The sequence below is a fragment of the Ruegeria sp. BC3 genome, assembly GCF_056539265.1.
Genome location: NZ_JBQFUP010000006.1, coordinates 103,715 through 120,855, shown reverse-complemented (window position 1 = coordinate 120,855; position 17,141 = coordinate 103,715). Strand labels below are relative to the sequence as shown.

Genomic DNA, 17,141 nt, shown 5'->3' with positions numbered 1-17,141 from the left:
CGGGGTCTGAACAAGCCAGAGTGGTGCCGGACAATTGCCGTTTTATGCCATTTATACATCTTTCGAAGCAACGACTTTAAAAACCGTTAGTCCGAGCTGTGACTTTCCCAGTTGATTGTGCCCATCAGACCCTCGCGCTGCAGATCTCTCCAACCGGTGTAAGGTTTCGAGTCTGCAGTCCACATCACTGGCTGCTGGCTTATTTTTTCGTAGTAGTCCGCAAACTGATCCGGGTCGTGAAAGTGCTGACGGCGCCGTTTCTCGATCTTTGACTTTTCCACGACCTCGGGCAGGAATTTGGTGTGCAGCAAAACGCCGGACGGGGATACGTCGTTTGGGCCTGCGTAAGCGGCGTTCAGGTGGCGCGGCAGGGCGGAATGGCACGAGTTCACATACGCATAGCGCCGAGACCAGCGGATCAAGGGAATCTTGTTCAGGGTCGGTGACTGGCGTGGGGCATCGGCAAAGAACATGCGTTCACGTGCTCCGCCTTGGACCCAAAGGTTGCCCAGCGGGCATTGCCGGGTGGTCCTGTAGGGGCCTGCATCAAACCACCCGACTACCCGGGTCGGGTCGGTCTGCGGATCGTAGCTGTCTGTGCCCAGCGGACCCTTGGGGTACAGGTCCAGCATGAGAGCACCAAATGCCGCGCGCCCCTGTCCGTCCAACCAATGCGTCAGATCGCGCAGGGGCCGTGCCTCGTGATCGGGGTAGATCAGCAACTCATCTGCATCGACCATCAAGCACCAATGGTCATTGCCGTAGCGCATCTGCAGCCATGTCAGCCAATCCAACCCATAGCGCGACGCACGATAGCTGTCTTGGGTCTGCCATAGCGACACGTCTGGTTGATCGTTCAGATAGGCGACCGAACCGTCGTCGCTGCCATTGTCGACGACTAGAAAGTGGTCGACACCAAGTGCACGGTAGTGGTGCAGGAACCAGGGTAGTCGGGTGACCTCATTGCGCAGAGTGGTAAAGGCGAGAATGTCATTTGGCCCGATATTCTGCGTGCGATCCACCAGACACGACAGTTGATGGCGGCTGCGAAAGGACCGCCACAACAGACGCCGTCGTTTCAGTCGCAACCGGTACATTTGCACCCATGAGATGGGCGGAAGCGTATCTTCCTTTGTACCGGTCACGGTTGCCTCATTTGTCGTAGTGGCCGTTCTGGTGCCAGCGCCACGCGTCGGCAATCATTGTCTCTAACGTCGACTTTTTCGGTGTCCAGCCCAGCTCTTGTCCGGCTCGGACCGATCCTGAGACCAGCTTGGTGCAATCCCCAGCCCGCCGTGGTCCAACGGTGTAAGGGACGTCGCGATTGGTGACCGCTTTGGAGTGGCTGATCACTTCCATTACTGAAAAGCCCGACCCGGTTCCAAGGTTGAACACGCGGCTTCCTTTGCCCTGTTCCAGCCAATTCAGCCCAAGGACGTGGGCGTCAACCAGATCACATACATGTACATAGTCTCGGATGCAGGTGCCGTCGGGCGTGTCGTAATCCGTTCCAAACACTGTCAGCCCATCGCGCTTGCCGTCGATGGCGTCCAGCATCAGCGGCACCAGATGAGTTTCGGGGCGGTGGAACTCGCCCACCTCTCCGTCCGGGTCTGCGCCAGCTACGTTAAAATAGCGGAAGATTACGTGGTTCAGCCCATGCGCGGCCCCGAAATCGCGCAGGATGTCTTCGATCGCTCGTTTCGAAGCACCATAAGCGTTCAGTGGCAGTTGCGGCGTATCCTCATCCAGCACCACATTGTCGTGCTCGCCATAAGTGGCGCAGGTGGAAGAGAAAACAAAGTTCAGGCATCCCGCCGCCACCGCTGCTTCGATCAGAGTCAAAGAGCCGGTCACGTTGTTCGACCAGTATTTTCCGGGCTCTGACATCGCCTCGCCGACTTGGCTGAGGGCGGCAAAATGCATCACGGCCACGGGTTCATATTTGGCGAATACGTCATCCAGCCGGGCACGGTCCAAAAGATCGCCCTGCTCGAACGGGCCAAACTTCACCGCGTCCTCCCAACCGGTGATGAGATTGTCGAAGGTCACGGGCGTGTATCCGGCCTGCGACAATGCCTTGCAGGCGTGGGATCCGATGTATCCGGCACCGCCGGTGACCAGAATATTCTTCATTCTTTGTTCCAGACTGTAGCTCAACGTCCCATTAGACGTTCTTGTTGTGGCTTGCAGGGGGAAAAACGGTCAGTCCAACCCCATGGCGGCCATCATTTCTTCCAGTTTTGGCACGTCCTGAGGATTGTTGAGCTCCCAGAACTGACGCCCTTTCGCCTCGACTTCGACGCAAAGAACTTTGCGGCCGTTTTCCATGAAACGAAGCTGTTCCAGACCTTCCAGTTGCTCCAGCGGTCCCACAGGCCACGTTGGGTACGCGGCCAGTGCATCGGGGCGATAGGCATAGACACCAACATGGTGGAACACGGGCGTGGACGCATCGCCCGCGAATGTCTCTGCGGTGAATGGCACAACTTCTTTTGAAAAATACATCGCGCTGTGGTCCGCGGCAAAGACCGCCGTGGTTCCTCCGACGCGCCCATGTTTGCGGTCATTCAGCAAACTGTTCAGCGCATCGCCGTCACAACGTAGAACAGGCGTTGCGACCCCAGCTTCGGGCGCGGCGCGCAGCCCGGTGATCAAGTCTTCAACGAACCAGTGCGGTGTCAATGGCGCATCGCCCTGCAAGTTCACAACGATGTCAAAGCCCGAGCCGAGCGCCTCATGCGCTTCGGCGCAGCGTTCGGTACCGTTTCCGCAGGATTCCGAGGTCATCACAACTTCGGCCCCGAAGCCTTCGGCGACGTCGCGGATGCGGTCGTCGTCGGTGGCAACGACCACCTTATCTACACCAGATACGGAACAGGCGGCGCGCCAGGATCGTTCAATCAGCGTCATGGCGTTGCCATTTGCGCCTGTTAGAGGAACGAGAGGTTTTCCGGGATAGCGGGTCGAAGCATAGCGCGCGGGGATGGCAATAAGTACGGACATCAGGCTTCCTTCAATTCAACACCCGGAGCGTAGGCGATAAAGAACGGGTTTGCATAGCCGTCCTTGCCATAGGTCAGCGGCGTGTGGTCGTCGAAGCGAACAACCTTACCGCCGGCACCAGCCAAGACAGCGTGGCCTGCGGCGGTGTCCCATTCCATTGTGCGGCCCACACGGGGATACAGGTCGGCCTCACCTGTCGCCACCAGACAGAACTTCAGCGACGAGCCCGCGCTTTTGCTGTCCTGAACCTGGTATTTGTTGATGTAATCCTCGGTCGCCTGATCGCGATGGGATTTCGAAGCCACGATCAAAAGCGCTGAATTGTCCGGTTTAGACACCGAAATCGGAGTGACTTCGCCAACGGTTTCTTTGTCCAACGCACCGGTTTCTTCGACTGCCTGACCATTGGCCTGAGTATAGAACATCCGGCCCCGTGCGGGCGCATAGACGACGCCGCGCGTCGGAACCCCGTTTTCGACCAGCGCGATGTTGACCGTGAAATCGCCACGCCGGTTTATGAATTCTTTGGTGCCGTCCAACGGGTCAACGATCAGGAACGTCTCACCCTTCTCGGAATGCGAAGCGGCCTGTTCCTCGGTCACCAGCAAAATATCCGGGAAGGCGGCGCGCAGACCGGCCGAGATCAATGCATCCGCTGCCTCGTCCGCCTCGGTCACGGGGCTGGCATCGGATTTGACTTTGACGTCGAAGTCATCTGCCTCATAAATCTGCATGATCGTGCCCCCGGCTTCCAGCGCCAGACGTCTGATTACGGGGATAAGGGCGTCATAGGTCACAAAAATGCTCCGTTCCTGAGGTTTATTGATTGAAATCCCTGACGGCCTTATGATGCGGCGGTTACGGAACGGCAAGAAATTCGTGGCAAGTTGCAGGCAATTCAGCGGGAAAGAGTGCTTACGTGTTTTACTTTGAGCGAAATAAGTCGCTGGCCGGCGGTGCCTTTACGACCTCCGAGCTCATCTACCACGCCGTTGTGCGCAGTATTCGCGCGCAACGCTCGAATGCTGTCCTTGCCGTGATGATAAACATTGTTCAGGTCGTTGCACTGGTAACGGTTTTCTACCTGATTATGACCTTGATCGGGAAGTTGACCGGTGTTGCAAAGATCCGCGGCAATCCAATCCTGTTTTTGTTGTCCGGTGTTTTTCTTTTTTTGACGCATGTTAAATCCGTAAACTCCGTGACCGGGGTCGCGACCGGCAACAACCCAATGATGCTGCATTCGCCGATGAACATGATGGTAGCCCTTTTAGCGACAGCTTTCGGGGTGTTCTACACCCAGTTGGTTTCGATACTGGTTATTCTCTTTGTGTACCACGTTTTGGTTGATCCGCTGGAAATCCAAGACCCCGGTGGCGCGTTTTACATGCTGGTACTGGCATGGTTCACAGGATGCTCAATTGGCGTTGTTTTTATGGCGCTGAAGCCATGGCTTCCAACATTCGTCGCCATCACATCCACTGTGTATCGGCGACTTCAAATGATCTTCTCAGGCAAGATGTTTGTTGCAAATAGCCTCGGAGGCCTCACGTTGACCATGTTCATTTGGAACCCTCTGTTTCACATCGTTGACCAGTGTCGCGGCTTCGTGTTTCGAAACTACTATCCGCGCAACACGAATTGGGAATACCCGCTTTGGGTTGGTCTCGTGCTGCTGTTGATCGGGTTGCTGGGGATTTTCTTCACCCGTCAACACGTATCCAAAAGCTGGGGTGCGCGCAGTTAATTTGCGACGCGCAATGTCAGGTTGATCCGTCCGCCTTTGGGTAACAGCTTGGATGATCCGAACCGGATCCGGTCCACCCCGTGATAAGTCAGGCGAGCTGGTCCGCCCATAATCACCACGTCGCCCGAGCTCAGCCAGATGGACTCGGTCTTGCCGCCGCGTGTTTCGTTACCGATGCGAAACAGTGCGTCGTCGCCCAGCGATATCGACAGGACCGGCCAGGAAAAATCAGCCTCATCCTTGTCCTGATGCAGACCCATGCGAGCGCCTTCCGCATAATAGTTGATCAGACAACAGTCAGGGTCGCGGTCCGGGCTGGCCAAATTGCGCCAGATGTTCAGAATTGTGTCCGGAATCTCGGGCCATTCCATTCCTTTGGGGTGTTGGGCCTGATAGCGATAGCCGCCTTTGTCGGTGACCCAGCCAAGTGCGCCGGCCGAGGTCATGCGCACCGACATCTCTTTGCCTGAGGGCGTGACTGGGCGGAATAGCGGTGCGGATTTCAGAATCGGGCGCAGATCCTCGATCAACCGGGTCTGTGCGGCCCCATCCAGATAGGCTTTTCTGATATCAAATCCGCGCAAGAGCAGCCGCGCCATCCAAGATTCCCCAATCCTTGCCAAAACCTTGCCCAAAAAGGCCACAGATTCCCGAAAACCTGCGATTTACACCGCTTGCAGGCTTTTGGTCTCGCCCTTATATACGCCGGGACGCGCAATGGTGTAGGGCTGTTGCGCAAAACAGATCGGGGCCAGATGCCATAACGGGTCCGGACCTCGGGACATCGCCTTGAAGAGAAAGGGATTGAACATATGGGAAAAGTAATCGGGATTGACCTCGGCACCACAAACTCGTGTGTGGCCATCATGGACGGCTCGCAGCCGAAGGTCATCGAAAACGCCGAAGGGGCGCGGACCACGCCCTCGATCGTCGCCTTCACCGAAGATGAGCGACTGGTCGGTCAGCCTGCAAAGCGTCAGGCGGTCACTAACCCCGACAACACGATCTTTGGCGTCAAGCGTCTGATCGGTCGTCGTGTGGATGATGCAGAAGTCGAAAAAGACAAGAAAATGGTGCCCTATGCCATCGTCGATGGCGGCAATGGCGATGCGTGGGTCGAAGCCCGCGGCGAAAAATACTCCCCAAGCCAGATCTCGGCCTTCACTCTGGGCAAGATGAAGGAAACCGCCGAGAGCTATCTGGGTGAGGACGTCACACAGGCGGTCATCACCGTTCCGGCCTATTTCAACGACGCTCAGCGTCAGGCCACCAAAGACGCCGGTAAAATCGCCGGTCTCGAAGTGCTGCGGATCATCAACGAACCGACAGCGGCTGCTCTGGCCTATGGTCTGGACAAGGAAGAAACCCAAACCATCGCGGTTTATGACCTTGGTGGTGGTACCTTCGACGTGACCATTCTGGAAATCGACGATGGCCTGTTCGAGGTCAAATCGACCAACGGCGACACCTTCCTGGGTGGTGAAGACTTTGACATGCGCATCGTCAACTACCTGGCGGATGAGTTCAAAAAGGAACACGGTGTCGACCTGTCGCAAGACAAGATGGCTCTGCAGCGTCTGAAAGAAGCTGCTGAAAAAGCCAAGATCGAGCTGTCTTCGACCTCGCAGACCGAAATCAACCAGCCGTTCATCTCGATGGGTTCGAACGGTCAGCCGCTGCACATGGTCATGAAGCTGACGCGTGCCAAGCTGGAATCGCTGGTCTCGGATCTGATCAAGAAGTCGATGAAGCCCTGCGCGGCTGCTCTGAAAGACGCCGGTCTGTCGGCTGCTGACGTGGACGAAGTTGTTCTGGTCGGTGGTATGACCCGGATGCCGAAAGTGATCGAAGAGGTCACCAAATTCTTCGGTAAAGAGCCGCACAAAGGTGTGAACCCTGACGAAGTGGTTGCCATGGGCGCCGCCATTCAGGCCGGTGTTCTGCAAGGCGACGTCAAAGACGTTGTTCTGCTGGACGTGACCCCGCTGTCGCTGGGTATCGAGACGCTGGGTGGCGTGTTCACCCGCCTGATCGACCGCAACACCACGATCCCGACCAAAAAGTCTCAGGTCTTCTCGACCGCCGAAGACAACCAGAACGCCGTGACCATCCGCGTGTTCCAGGGTGAGCGTGAAATGGCTGCGGACAACAAGATCCTGGGTCAATTCAACCTTGAAGACATCCCGCCGGCACCGCGCGGTATGCCGCAGATCGAGGTGACTTTTGACATCGACGCCAACGGCATTGTCTCGGTTTCGGCCAAGGACAAAGGCACCGGCAAAGAGCAGAAGATCACCATCCAGGCCTCTGGCGGTTTGTCGGATGACGACATCGAAAAGATGGTCAAGGACGCCGAAGAGAACGCGGAAGCCGACAAGGAACGCCGCGAGCTGGTCGACGCCAAGAACCAGGCGGAAAGCCTCATCCACTCGACCGAGAAGTCGATGGAAGAGCATGCCGATAAGGTTGATCCGACCACCATCGAAGCCATCGAGCTGGCGATTGCCGCGCTGAAGGACGAGCTGGAAACCGAAAATGCCGACAAGATCAAGTCGGGCATCCAGAACGTGACCGAAGCTGCCATGAAGCTGGGTGAGGCCATCTACAAGGCGCAGTCCGAAGAAGCCGAAGATGAGCCTGCAGCCGCTGATGCTGCTCCGGCCGGTGATGATGACATTGTCGACGCCGAGTTCGAAGATCTGGACGACGACAAGCGTAAATAACGGGTAACCGGGCCAATGTGGGCCGGTCCGCTCGCCGGGCCGGCCTATTTACGTTGAGGCAGAAGGAAGAACTGATGTCAAAACGCGACTACTACGAGGTGCTCGGAGTATCCAAGGGCGCTTCGGCGGACGAGATCAAGAAAGGCTTTCGCAAGAAGGCCAAGGAATTGCATCCCGACCGCAACAAAGACAACCCGGATGCCGAGGCGCAGTTCAAAGAAGCGAACGAAGCCTATGATGTGCTGCGCGATGCAGACAAAAAGGCCGCCTATGACCGCTTTGGTCATGCCGCCTTTGAAAACGGCATGGGCGGCGGTGGCCGTCCTGGTGGCGGATTTGGCGGTCAAGGCGATTTCTCCAGTGCGTTTTCGGACGTTTTTGACGACCTGTTCGGCGATTTCATGGGCGGGCAACGCGGTGGGGCCGGTGGCGGACGCCGGGCCGCGCGCGGGTCGGACCTGCGCTACAACCTGCGCGTGACGTTGGAAGACGCCTATGCCGGATTGCAAAAAACAATCAATGTCCCGACTGCAGTCGCCTGTTCGTCCTGTGACGGCACCGGTGCCGAAGGCGGCGTCGAGCCCACAACCTGCCCGACCTGTTCTGGCATGGGCAAAGTGCGCGCGCAGCAGGGCTTCTTTACCGTCGAACGCACCTGTCCGACCTGTTCGGGTCTAGGCCAGATCATCAAGAATCCCTGCAAATCCTGTAACGGTGCAGGCCGCGTTGAAAAAGAGCGCGCGCTGTCCGTCAACATCCCCGCAGGCGTCGAAACCGGCACCCGCATCCGTCTTGCGGGCGAGGGTGAAGCCGGGATGCGCGGTGGCCCTCCGGGCGATTTGTACATCTTCGTCGAAGTCTCGGAACACCGGCTGTTCGAACGTGATAGCGTGAACCTCTACTGCCGCGTGCCGGTCAGTATGGCCAAGGCGGCGCTGGGCGGTTCGATCGAAGTGCCCACCATCGATGGCGGCCGTGGTCGCGTGCAAATCCCGGCTGGCAGCCAGTCGGGACGTCAGATGCGCCTGCGCGGCAAAGGTATGCCTGCCCTGCGCGGTGGCGGCGTTGGCGATATGTTCATCGAGCTGGCCGTGGAAACTCCGGTCAACCTGACCAGCCGCCAGAAAGAGCTGCTGCGTGAGTTCGACGATCTGGGTGAAGACAACCACCCGGAATCAAAAAGCTTTTTCTCATCCGTCAAATCCTTTTGGGACGGCATGAAGGGCTGAATCGGCCTCATTCGAACGTCATTCAAGAGCCGGTCCCAAGGGATCGGCTCTTTGCTTTTCATAAGTCCAGTTTCACCATCACCTGCGCCAAAATTGGCCCTTGATTCCGTACTCAACCCCTGAGATTATCCGCCCAACCGTTGGGGTGCCCTGTCTGAAGGGCTGAGAGGCGCAGCTGCGCTAACCCATCGAACCTGATCCGGGCAATACCGGCGTAGGGAACGGTCTCGCAGTGCACAGACGTTTTTTATGCCTCGTTGCCCCTTTTGAACTGGAGCAACGACTTGGCACCCATTGCCTTAACAATTGCAGGATCCGACAGCGGGGGAGGGGCCGGAATACAGGCCGACCTCAAGGCCATGTCCGCGCTGGGCGTCTATGGTGCCAGCGTGATCACCGCGGTGACGGCGCAAAATACGCGGGCGGTCACCTCTGTCCACGGTATTCCACTTGATGTCATTGCCGCGCAGATCGAGGCCGTTTTGTCTGATCTCAACGTGAGCGCGATCAAGATCGGCATGTTGGCAACGCCTGAGATCATTCACTGCGTGGCCGACAGCATCGCAACGTTTCAGGGGCCAGTGGTTCTGGACCCGGTCATGATCGCCAAATCCGGCGATGCGCTTTTGGCCGAAGAGGCCGTACAGACCTTGCGCGACGTTCTTTTGCCAAGGGCTACTGCGTTGACCCCGAACCTGCCCGAAGCCGCCTGTTTGTTGGAAGTTGGGCCTGCAGTTGGTCGGGATCAGATGGTCGCACAAGGCCTTAATCTGTGCGCCATGGGTGCCAAATCGGTCTTGATGAAAGGCGGGCATGGAAGAGGTGACATTTGTCACGATATTCTGGTGTCAGCAGATGGCGTCATCGGTGAGTTTCAGGCCCCGCGTCAACAGACGCGCAACACCCACGGAACCGGCTGCACCTTGTCCTCGTCCATTGCGGCCGGGCTTGCCAAAGGCTTGCCGCTAGACCGCGCAGTTGCCGAGGCGCATGGCTATCTTCAGGGTGCGATCACCAAGGCTGACGCTTTGAATATCGGTCAGGGCCACGGTCCGGTGCATCACTTCCATCAGGTTTGGCCTGCATGACCGTCTGGTCGGTCATAGGCGCAGGCGTGGCTGGTCTGGCCGTCGCATCCGAGCTGGTGGCGCGCGGAGCGAGAGTGCAGATGTTCGATCCCGGCGGCCCGCCCGGCCCGCATGGCTGTTCCTGGTGGGCGGGTGGAATGCTGGCCCCTTGGTGTGAGTATGAGAATGCCGAGGAGCCGGTGCTGCGCCTTGGGCAGACGGCAATCGACTGGTGGTCGTCGCGCACTCAGGTGCACAGACGCGGTACGCTGGTGGTTGCCAACCCGCGGGACCTGCCAGACCTGCGCCGTTTTGCACGCCGAACTGAGGGCTTTTCCGAAACAGACCGTGACAAAATATTATATTTAGAGCCTGATCTGCATGGTTTCGCCAATGGTCTCTACTTTGGTGACGAAGCTCATTTGGACCCCCGTCAGGCGTTGCGGGATCTGGCCCGACAGCTTCGGGACCACGGGGTCGCGTTTCACCAAAGAATGGCACCAACGCAGTTGGACAACGCGATTGATTGTCGGGGTCTGCATGCGCGTGAATACTTGCCCGACCTGCGCGGCGTGAAGGGCGAGATGCTGGTGATCCGCTGCCCGGACATGACCTTGACCCGGCCTGTGCGCCTGCTGCATCCACGGATGCCACTTTACATCGTGCCGCGCGGTGATGGCGTCTACATGCTGGGCGCGACGATGATCGAATCCGAGGACAGCAGCCGGATCACGGCGCGCTCAATGCTGGAATTGCTCAGCGCGGCTTATGCGTTGAACCCGGCGTTTGGTGAGGCCGAAGTGCTGGAGATCGGTGTCGATCTGCGCCCAGCCTTCCCCGACAACCTGCCGCGTATTCGGCGGCTGGGGCGGACAATCTATGCAAATGGCCTCTATCGCCACGGCTACCTTCTTGCCCCGGCGCTGGCACAGGGCGTGGCCGATTTGGCCTTGGACAACAAACATTCGGAGATGGTCGATGAAGATCGTGCTTAACGGTGAATCGCGCGCGGTGCGTGCCGAAACTCTTGCGGAACTTCTGCAGGAATGCGGGTTCTCCGGTCGTGTTGCCACGGCGGTGAACGAGGACTTTGTCCCCTCTAGCCTGCGCATTTCCCACAAGATCAAAGACGGTGATCGGGTCGAAGTCGTCGCTCCGATGCAGGGGGGCTGAGCGATGAATGAGTTCTATGGCACGCGGTTGCCGAACCCCCTGATGTTGGGGACGGCGCAATATCCCAGCCCGGCGATCCTGGAGCAGGCCTTTCGCAATAGTTGTGCTGGGGTGGCAACCGTATCACTGCGGCGTGAATCCGGGGCGGGGCAGACATTCTGGCAAATGATCCGCGACCTGGGCGTTCTGGTTTTGCCAAACACCGCCGGCTGCCACACGGTCAAGGAGGCGGTGACCACAGCCCACATGGCGCGAGAGGTCTTTGACACCAAATGGATCAAGCTGGAGCTGATCGGTCACACAGACAGCCTGCAGCCCGACGTTTTCCAACTGGTCGAAGCGGCGCGCATCCTCACGGAGGATGGGTTCCAGGTCTTTCCCTACACCACCGACGATCTGATCGTGGGTGAACGTCTGCTGGCGGCAGGCTGTGAGGTTCTCATGCCTTGGGGCGCGCCTATCGGGTCAGGTCGGGGGCTGAACAACGAATACGCCCTACGTGCGATGCGCGCGGAATTCCCGGACGTCCCGCTGGTGATCGACGCTGGGATTGGCCTACCCAGCCATGCTGCGCGCGCGATGGAACTGGGCTTTGATGCAGTGTTGCTGAACACCGCAGTGGCCCGCGCCGGGGATCCGGCGATGATGGCCAAAGCGATGAAGCTGGCGATTGAGGCCGGGCAATTGGCTCATCATGCCGATCCGATCGAGGCCCGCGATATGGCTGAGCCCTCGACCCCTGTGATCGGAAAGGCGTTTCTGTCATGAGGCTCGACCGGTTCTACCCGATCTTCGACCACTCCGACTGGCTGCGCCGTATGCTGCCTTTGGGTGTGAAGCTGGTGCAACTGCGCATCAAGGACCAGCCTGATGCGGTGGTGCACGAGCAGATCGCGGTGTCTCGTGACCTATGCCGCGAACATTGCGCGGTTCTGGTGGTGAACGACTATTGGCAGGCGGCCATCGACGCGGGGTGCGACTGGATTCATCTGGGGCAGGAAGATCTGGACGATGCCGATCTAAAGGCCATTCGGCGCGCGGGCCTGAAACTGGGCGTTTCGACCCATGACGATGATGAGCTTGAGCGCGTGCTGGCCATGGACCCCGATTACATCGCCTTGGGACCGGTTTACCCCACGATCCTGAAAAAGATGAAATGGGAACAGCAAGGCTTGCCCCGTGTGACAGATTGGAAGGCGCGCGTGGGGGAAATTCCGCTGGTCGGTATCGGCGGCATGAGCGTCGAGCGCGCGCCGGGTGTGTTGACGGCGGGGGCGGACATTGTCTCGGTCGTGACCGACATTACGCTGAATGCAGACCCCGAGGCTCGGGTGCGGGCGTGGATCGAGGCCACTAGATGAGCCGCTACAGCCGTCAAATGATCCTGCCCGAGGTCGGTGCAGACGGTCAGGCTCACCTGTCCGCAGCGCGCGTTCTGGTGGTGGGCGCAGGTGGATTGGCAGCGCCGGCGCTGCCTCTGCTGGCCGGTGCCGGAGTCGGCGAACTTACCATCATGGACCGCGATGAGGTCGCGCTGTCGAACCTGCACAGACAGACTTTGTTTACCGAACAAGACTGCGGCCGCCCCAAGGCCGAAGTCGCCGCCGAACGATGCATTGCTTTGAACGGCGAAATCTCGATAGCAGCCGAGAAACAGGCTCTAACAAGTAAAAACGCTATCGAATTCGTTGGGCAGGCCGACATCGTGCTTGATTGCGCCGATAGTTATGCGGCCAGCTACACCCTGTCCGATACCTGCCACGCCCTGAGCAAGCCGCTCATCAGCGCCTCGGTTCTGGGGTTGTCGGGCTACGTTGGTGGCTTCTGCGGTGGCGCGCCGTCTTTGCGGGCCGTGTTCCCGGATGCGCCGGAAAGCGGAACCAGCTGTGCCAGTGCTGGGGTGCTGGGACCTGTCGTTGGAATGATCGGCGCGATGCAGGCCCAGATGGCGCTGAGTGTGATACTCGGCCTGGCCCCCTCTCCACTGGGTTTAATGGTGCAGTTGGATGCCCGCACCCTGCGCAGCAGTTCGTTTCGCTTCGACGACGCGTCAGAGCCCGCAGATCATTTCTCTTTCATCTCAGCGAGCCAGCTGACCGCGAATGATCTGATCATAGAACTGCGCAGCCCAGATGAAGCCCCTCATCCCATTCACCCTAAAGCCCGCCGCCAGTCAGCGGATTCGATCAAGATAGAGCCTAACACAAGTCAAAGACTGGCACTTTGCTGTGCTAGCGGGCTGCGAGCCTGGCGGGCCGCGGAACAATTGAAACCGAATTGGCCGGGCGAGATCGTCCTCGTCGCGGCTTCAACCGCGTGAAGAAAAGGAAACGCGAGACATGAAAAAGCTGATCACAGCGATTGCCCTTCTGGCCGCCGCGCCAGCCTGGGCCGAGGACAAGATGACCGTCCTGTTGGACTGGTTCGTCAATCCCGACCACGGTCCCATCATCGTGGCGCAGGAAAAGGGTTACTTCGCCGATGAAGGGCTTGAGATCGAAATCGTGCCCCCTGCCGATCCATCGGCCCCGCCGCGTCTGGTCGCCGCCGGGCAGGCCGATCTGGCGGTATCCTACCAGCCGCAATTGCACCTGCAGATTCACGAAGGTTTGCCGCTCAAGCGCGTTGGCACCCTGGTCGCCACCCCGTTGAACTGTCTGCTGGTCCTCAAAGATGGTCCGATCGAAACGCTGGGCGATTTGAAGGGCAAGAAAGTCGGCTTCTCGGTCGCCGGTGTGGAAGAGGCCGTGCTGGGCGCCATGCTGAACGCCCATGGCGTGGCACTGGACGATATCGAGATGATCAATGTCAACTTCTCGCTGTCTCCGTCGCTGATGACAGGTCAGGTCGATGCCGTGATCGGCGCGTTCCGTAACTTTGAACTGAATCAGATGGATATCGAAGGCGTCGCGGGCCGCTGCTTCTATATCGAGGAAGAAGGCGTACCGCCCTATGATGAGCTGATCTATGTCGCCAACCCCGATACGATGGACGCCGACAAAGTCGCCCGCTTTCTGGCCGCGACCGAGAAGGCGACACAGTTCATCGTCAACAACCCCGAAGAAAGCTGGGAAATCTTCGCCGCCACCTCACCCGAGCTACAGGATGAACTGAACGCGCGCGCCTGGGTCGACACTCTGCCCCGTTTTGCGCTGCGCCCGGCGGGTTTTGACGCGGGTCGTTATGCCCGGTTCGAAGCCTTCCTGAAAGACAGCGGCATGATCGACAGCATCAACCCGGTCAGCGCCATCTCGGTCGATGTGACCGCACCATGAGCGACTATGGCAAAGCCTTCACGCTGTTGCGTGGTGCCGCGCAGGGGCCGTGGCGGGACTATACCCGCCACGCCTTTGTCGAGGGCATGAAAGACGGCACCCTGCCGCGCGCCGCGTTTCTGCACTATCTGCGGCAGGATTACGTTTTCCTGATCCACTTTTCCCGCGCCTGGGCGCTGGCGGTTGTGAAATCCGAGACCCACGAAGAGATGCAGGCCGCGGCGCGCACCGTGAACGGCTTGATCAGCGAAGAGATGAAACTGCATATCGGGATTTGCGAGGCCGAAGGCATCCCGGAGGACCAGTTGTTCGCCACCCCGGAACGCGCAGAAAACCTGGCCTATACCCGCTTTGTGCTTGAGGCCGGGTATAGCGGTGATCTGCTGGACCTTCTGGCCGCCCTTGCGCCCTGTGTGATGGGGTATGGTGAGATCGGCGCGCGATTGGAGTCCGAGGCGATCTCAGACACTTACCTTGATTGGATCAACACTTATGCGGGTCCGGACTACCAAGAGGCATGCAAAGCGGTTGGTGAATTGCTGGAACAGTCTCTAACACGGCGTATTGGTCCGGAATATGCGAACTCTCCGCGTTGGCAACGTCTGTGCCAAACCTTCCGAACAGCCACCGAGCTAGAGGTCAACTTCTGGCAAATGGGCCTGACGCCGTGACCCCAGCGCCCGATCTGACCATCAACGGGTCTGCCACCATCAATGGCGCGCCTCTGTTCGTGCCGCTCAGCCTGACCCTTGCGGCAGGGCAGTGGACCTGTCTGTTGGGCGGGTCGGGCGTTGGCAAAACAACCATTCTGCGCCTGATTGCCGGTCTGGAAACCGGCGCGGATTTTGACGGAGAAATCTCCGCCAGTGACGGGAAATCGGTTCAGGATCGGGTTGCCTATATGGCACAGGACGATTTGCTGCTGCCCTGGGCCACGGTCGCGCAAAATGTCTGCCTAGGTGCACGGCTGCGTCGGCAAAAGCCCGATCTTGCCCGCAGGGATCGACTGATCAAACGGATGCTATTGGAAGATCATATGGGCAAGAAACCAGCCGAGCTCTCCGGTGGACAACGTCAGCGGGTTGCCCTGGCCCGGACATTGATGGAGGACCGTCCGATCGTATTGCTGGATGAACCTTTTTCGGCACTGGATGCCCGCACGCGGGCGGATATGCAGGACCTCGCGGCGGAGGCACTGCAGGACCGCACTGTGCTGTTGGTAACCCATGACCCGTCCGAGGCTGCCCGGCTGGGCCAATCTATCGTGGTCATGACTCAATTGGGCGTTACATCCTGCCAGCCCCCGCACGCGCCAGCCCCGCGCAAAGTTGACGACGTTGAAACGCTGGAAACGCAGGGCGCGCTGCTGCGTCTGTTGCGCGAGGAAGCGGCATGAAGTTGCTCTCTGCCCTTGCCGCAACGGTCTTTGCTCTGGTTATCTGGCAGGGGATCGTGTCCCTCACTGGCCTGCCAAAGTTCATCCTGCCGGGGCCGGCGCTGGTGGCTGAAACCTGGTGGCAGAACCGCTGGCTGATCGCGGAACACACATGGGTCACTGCGGTCGAGGTCATCATTGGCCTTGCCTGCGGCACCATTTTGGGGGTGGTCACTGCATTGCAACTGGCGAATTCCCGCGCCGCACGGGTGCTGGTGCAGCCGATGCTCGTTTTCACTCAGGCCCTGCCGGTGTTTGCGCTGGCCCCCTTGCTGACCTTGTGGCTGGGGTATGGCCTGTGGTCCAAGGTCGCGATGGCCGTTCTGATCATCTATTTCCCAATCACCTCATCCTTTTTTGACGGGCTGATGCGGACGCCGCCAGGCTATCTGGACCTTGCGCGCACCATGCAGGCCAGTCCGCGCGCAGTGTTGTGGCATATTCGCATTCCCGCAGCCTTGCCCTCGCTGGCGTCCGGAATGCGGCTGGCCGCCGTTTATGCGCCGATCGGGGCGGTGATTGGTGAGTGGGTGGGGTCTTCGCAAGGGTTGGGATACCTGATGTTGCTTGCCAATGGGCGGGCCAAGACGGATCTGATGTTTGCGGCGATGCTGACGCTGGGGGTGTTTTCGATCCTACTGCACCTGATCGTCCGCCGTGCCACGGCGCGCATGGCGGGTGAGGCGCGTTAACTATTCGGAAACCGATTCTGCGGCAGGATGGCCTCATGACACAGGACGCCTTTGCCGAAGCCCCGATGCTGTTTGAAACGGACGAAGCCCCGGTGCAGCCACTGCCCAAGGGCCGGTTGCCGTCCTACATCAAAGACCACAGAAAACGTCTGCGCGAACGGTTCATGTCGGGTGGATCAGCAGCTATGCCGGATTATGAACTGTTGGAACTGGTCTTGTTCCGGTCGATTCCGCGGCAGGACGTGAAGCCTTTGGCCCGGGCATTGATGGATACGTTTGGCGATTTCAATCGCGTCCTCACCGCGCCCGAGGAACGGTTGCGGCAGATCAAAGGGGTCGGGGACACGGTCATCACCGATCTGAAAATCCTTGAGGCCTGTGCCCACCGCATGGCCCGCGCGCGGGTGATGCAGAGGCATGTGATTTCGGGTTGGGACGCGCTGCTCGACTATTGCCATACAACCATGGCGCATCGCGAGACCGAACAGTTCCGAGTGTTTTACCTAGACCGGAAAAACGTGCTGATCGCTGATGAAGAACAGGCCAAAGGCACCGTTGATCACGTGCCGGTCTACCCACGTGAGGTCGCCAAACGCGCGTTGGAACTAAACGCTTCGGCCTTAATTCTGGTGCACAACCACCCGTCGGGTGATCCCACGCCCTCGCAATCGGACATCGACATGACCAACCGGATACAGGATGCCTGCGTCGCGCTGGGCTTGACGCTGCATGATCACCTGATCATCGGCAAATCGAACGAGCTGAGTTTTCAATCCGAGGGGTATCTGTAGGGG

20 protein-coding genes and 1 riboswitch are annotated in these 17,141 nt (G+C 59.0%); of the genes, 14 read left to right on the top strand and 6 right to left on the bottom strand.

The window, feature by feature from the left end; translation table 11 throughout:
• Positions 1–86: 86 nt before the first annotated feature.
• The 5 genes from ACR0MV_RS16490 to ACR0MV_RS16470 all read right to left on the bottom strand — a co-directional run bounded on the left by ACR0MV_RS16490 (position 87) and on the right by ACR0MV_RS16470 (position 4,189).
• Positions 87–1,145 (bottom strand): glycosyltransferase family 2 protein, encoded by a 1,059-nt coding sequence (locus ACR0MV_RS16490; protein WP_480702878.1) that lies wholly within the window; start codon positions 1,143–1,145, stop codon positions 87–89.
• 7 nt (positions 1,146–1,152) lie between these two features.
• Positions 1,153–2,136 (bottom strand): UDP-glucose 4-epimerase GalE, encoded by a 984-nt coding sequence (galE, locus tag ACR0MV_RS16485; protein ID WP_170426250.1) that lies wholly within the window; start codon positions 2,134–2,136, stop codon positions 1,153–1,155.
• A gap of 69 nt (positions 2,137–2,205) precedes the next feature.
• A complete protein-coding gene (locus ACR0MV_RS16480; RefSeq protein ID WP_170426248.1) occupies positions 2,206–3,006 on the bottom strand; it encodes a 3-deoxy-manno-octulosonate cytidylyltransferase in 801 nt (266 codons plus the stop codon).
• Positions 3,006–3,803: a 3'(2'),5'-bisphosphate nucleotidase CysQ gene (cysQ, locus tag ACR0MV_RS16475; protein WP_170426246.1), complete on the bottom strand. Its 798-nt coding sequence runs from the start codon at positions 3,801–3,803 to the stop codon at positions 3,006–3,008. The genes ACR0MV_RS16480 and cysQ overlap by 1 nt, the downstream gene beginning before the upstream one ends.
• Before the next feature lie 101 nt (positions 3,804–3,904).
• A complete protein-coding gene (locus ACR0MV_RS16470) occupies positions 3,905–4,189 on the bottom strand; it encodes a hypothetical protein (protein ID WP_367647677.1) in 285 nt (94 codons plus the stop codon).
• Positions 4,190–4,207: 18 nt separating this feature from the next.
• Between ACR0MV_RS16470 and ACR0MV_RS16465 the strand changes: the two genes are divergently transcribed.
• Complete coding sequence (locus tag ACR0MV_RS16465; RefSeq protein WP_480702877.1) at positions 4,208–4,753, top strand: ABC transporter permease; 546 nt, start codon at positions 4,208–4,210, stop codon at positions 4,751–4,753.
• On the opposite strand, the gene ACR0MV_RS16460 is transcribed toward ACR0MV_RS16465, so the two are convergent.
• Positions 4,750–5,352, bottom strand: coding sequence for an alpha-ketoglutarate-dependent dioxygenase AlkB family protein (locus ACR0MV_RS16460; protein ID WP_170426242.1), 603 nt, complete (start codon positions 5,350–5,352; stop codon positions 4,750–4,752). The genes ACR0MV_RS16465 and ACR0MV_RS16460 overlap by 4 nt on opposite strands.
• 213 nt (positions 5,353–5,565) lie before the next feature.
• Here ACR0MV_RS16460 and dnaK point away from each other — a divergent pair, with 213 nt between their 5' ends.
• The 13 genes from dnaK to radC all read left to right on the top strand — a co-directional run bounded on the left by dnaK (position 5,566) and on the right by radC (position 17,138).
• Entirely contained in the window at positions 5,566–7,476 is a 1,911-nt protein-coding gene (dnaK, locus tag ACR0MV_RS16455; protein ID WP_480702875.1) for a molecular chaperone DnaK, read from the top strand.
• A gap of 74 nt (positions 7,477–7,550) precedes the next feature.
• Positions 7,551–8,705 (top strand): molecular chaperone DnaJ, encoded by a 1,155-nt coding sequence (gene dnaJ / locus ACR0MV_RS16450; protein WP_170426237.1) that lies wholly within the window; start codon positions 7,551–7,553, stop codon positions 8,703–8,705.
• 131 nt (positions 8,706–8,836) lie between these two features.
• Positions 8,837–8,943, top strand: a riboswitch (TPP riboswitch).
• A gap of 46 nt (positions 8,944–8,989) precedes the next feature.
• Complete coding sequence (thiD, locus tag ACR0MV_RS16445; RefSeq protein WP_480702874.1) at positions 8,990–9,793, top strand: bifunctional hydroxymethylpyrimidine kinase/phosphomethylpyrimidine kinase; 804 nt, start codon at positions 8,990–8,992, stop codon at positions 9,791–9,793.
• Positions 9,790–10,767, top strand: a complete 978-nt coding sequence (locus tag ACR0MV_RS16440) for an FAD-dependent oxidoreductase (protein WP_480702872.1) — start codon at positions 9,790–9,792, stop codon at positions 10,765–10,767. The genes thiD and ACR0MV_RS16440 overlap by 4 nt, the downstream gene beginning before the upstream one ends.
• Positions 10,751–10,945: a sulfur carrier protein ThiS gene (gene thiS / locus ACR0MV_RS16435; protein WP_480702871.1), complete on the top strand. Its 195-nt coding sequence runs from the start codon at positions 10,751–10,753 to the stop codon at positions 10,943–10,945. The genes ACR0MV_RS16440 and thiS overlap by 17 nt, the downstream gene beginning before the upstream one ends.
• A 3-nt stretch (positions 10,946–10,948) precedes the next feature.
• Positions 10,949–11,713, top strand: coding sequence for a thiazole synthase (locus ACR0MV_RS16430; protein WP_480702870.1), 765 nt, complete (start codon positions 10,949–10,951; stop codon positions 11,711–11,713).
• Complete coding sequence (locus ACR0MV_RS16425; RefSeq protein ID WP_480702868.1) at positions 11,710–12,306, top strand: thiamine phosphate synthase; 597 nt, start codon at positions 11,710–11,712, stop codon at positions 12,304–12,306. Before ACR0MV_RS16430 ends, ACR0MV_RS16425 begins: the two co-directional genes overlap by 4 nt.
• Entirely contained in the window at positions 12,303–13,265 is a 963-nt protein-coding gene (locus ACR0MV_RS16420; protein ID WP_480702866.1) for a HesA/MoeB/ThiF family protein, read from the top strand. The genes ACR0MV_RS16425 and ACR0MV_RS16420 overlap by 4 nt, the downstream gene beginning before the upstream one ends.
• Positions 13,266–13,284: 19 nt before the next feature.
• Positions 13,285–14,220, top strand: a complete 936-nt coding sequence (locus ACR0MV_RS16415; RefSeq protein ID WP_170468307.1) for an ABC transporter substrate-binding protein — start codon at positions 13,285–13,287, stop codon at positions 14,218–14,220.
• Complete coding sequence (gene tenA / locus ACR0MV_RS16410) at positions 14,217–14,891, top strand: thiaminase II (protein ID WP_480702864.1); 675 nt, start codon at positions 14,217–14,219, stop codon at positions 14,889–14,891. The genes ACR0MV_RS16415 and tenA overlap by 4 nt, the downstream gene beginning before the upstream one ends.
• Positions 14,888–15,616, top strand: coding sequence for an ABC transporter ATP-binding protein (locus ACR0MV_RS16405; protein WP_480702863.1), 729 nt, complete (start codon positions 14,888–14,890; stop codon positions 15,614–15,616). The genes tenA and ACR0MV_RS16405 overlap by 4 nt, the downstream gene beginning before the upstream one ends.
• Positions 15,613–16,347, top strand: a complete 735-nt coding sequence (locus ACR0MV_RS16400) for an ABC transporter permease (protein WP_480702861.1) — start codon at positions 15,613–15,615, stop codon at positions 16,345–16,347. Before ACR0MV_RS16405 ends, ACR0MV_RS16400 begins: the two co-directional genes overlap by 4 nt.
• Before the next feature lie 35 nt (positions 16,348–16,382).
• The gene (gene radC, locus ACR0MV_RS16395) at positions 16,383–17,138 is read left to right on the top strand and encodes a RadC family protein (protein WP_170426215.1); all 756 of its coding nucleotides are present in this window, start codon (positions 16,383–16,385) and stop codon (positions 17,136–17,138) included.
• Positions 17,139–17,141: the final 3 nt, after the last annotated feature.